Annotated in this window: 1 protein-coding gene and 1 pseudogene; both read left to right on the forward strand. The window is 55.7% G+C overall.

Annotated elements, in window-relative coordinates; translation table 11 throughout:
* The coding region (locus I656_RS0117295; RefSeq protein WP_033007029.1) for an MMPL family transporter at window positions 1–659 on the forward strand (659 nt) is incomplete at its 5' end.
* Window positions 660–887: 228 nt separating this feature from the next.
* Window positions 888–1,552: pseudogene (locus I656_RS0117300) on the forward strand (type 1 glutamine amidotransferase domain-containing protein).
* The last annotated feature ends 131 nt before the right edge of the window (window positions 1,553–1,683 follow it).

Genomic DNA, 1,683 nt, shown 5'->3' on the forward strand with positions numbered 1-1,683 from the left:
CCGCCGCTGAGCGGGCGGTGAAAGGGACGAAGTGGGAAGACGCGACGATCGCTGTCGGCGGCGTCACAAGCACGTACGCCGATTTGCAGGCGATCTCAAACGCCGACTATAAACGGACGGCCGTGCTGATGTTGATCGGCATCGCCATCGTGCTCGCAGCGCTCCTTCGTTCGCTTATCATGCCGCTCTATTTGATCTTGTCGCTCGTCCTGACGTATTACACATCGATGGCCGTCACCGAACTCATTTTCGTCAACGGCCTCGGCTATGCCGGCTTGAACTGGGCGGTGTCGTTCTTCGCCTTTGTGTTGCTGTTGGCGCTTGGCATCGACTACAGCATCTTCCTCATGGATCGGTTCAACGAATACCGCGGCCGGCCGGTGAAGGAAGCGATGCTGTCGGCGATGGGCCATATGGGGACGGTCATCATCTCGGCCGCCGTCATTTTAGGCGGAACGTTCGCCGCGATGTATCCGTCCGGCGTCTTGTCGCTCTTGCAAATCGCGACGATTGTGCTGACGGGGCTTCTCCTTTACGCCCTCGTCGTTCTGCCGCTGTTTGTGCCGGTCATGGTCCGCACGTTCGGCCGCGCGAACTGGTGGCCGTTTCGGCAGCCGGCAAGCGAGACAGCTGGACTGGAACAACAAAAAATCAGTTAAGAAGGCGAGTCAACGCCGCTCCCCGCATGCTGGGGGCGGCGTTCTTTTTCAGGAGAGCTGGCACGATGCCGCCTCTCCTCATCAACGGAATATAGGTGCTCGTTGCTTGATCGTCTGCCAGCGATTCATTCCTTTTCCATTTCACAAGCATATTTTTTCCGCTTTTGCCCAATGTAAAGTATGATGAATGGTAGAGAACATGCTAAAACCTAAAGGAGGAATGCGGGCATGACGAAACGAGTGCTCATGGTGGTGACAAACCATACGACGATCACCGACGACCATAAAACCGGGCTTTGGCTGGAAGAGTTTGCTGTGCCGTACTTGGTGTTTCAAGAAAAAGGGTATGACGTGAAAGTGGCGAGCATTCAAGGCGGCGAGGTGCCGCTTGACCCGCGCAGCATCAATGAAAAAGATCCGTCTTGGGCGGAAGCGGAAGCGGCGCTGAAGAACACAGCACGTTTGAGCAGGGACGATGCACACGGGTTTGACGCCATTTTCCTTCCCGGAGGACATGGGACGATGTTCGATTTTCCAGACAATGAAACGCTGCAATACGTCTTGCAGCAGTTTGCCGAAGACGGCCGGATCATCGCCGCTGTCTGCCACGGTCCGTCAGGCTGGTGAACGCCACATACAAAGACGGTACGCCGATTGTGAAAGGAAAAACGGTCACGTCGTTTACAGACGAAGAAGAACGCGAAGTCGGGCTTGATGTGCATATGCCGTTTTTGCTCGAGTCGACGTTGCGCCTGCGCGGTGCGAATTTCGTCCGCGGCGAGAAGTGGACCGATTTCTCGGTGCGCGACGGCAACTTGATCACCGGGCAAAATCCGCAATCAAGCCGAAGCACGGCGGAAAAAGTCGTCGCCGCGCTGGAAGAGCGGGCGTGAGCGATAAAGGCTGAATGTGCGGCAAGGGGGTGTCCCAAACGCAATGGGACACCCTTTCTTCATTACGAGATGCAGGGACAAATGACTTCGGTGACACGATAGATATATTGTATCTTTTGTGAACTACCCAC

Origin of the sequence: Geobacillus sp. WSUCF1, from assembly GCF_000422025.1 — a bacterium.
GTDB classification, from domain to species: domain Bacteria; phylum Bacillota; class Bacilli; order Bacillales; family Anoxybacillaceae; genus Geobacillus; species Geobacillus zalihae.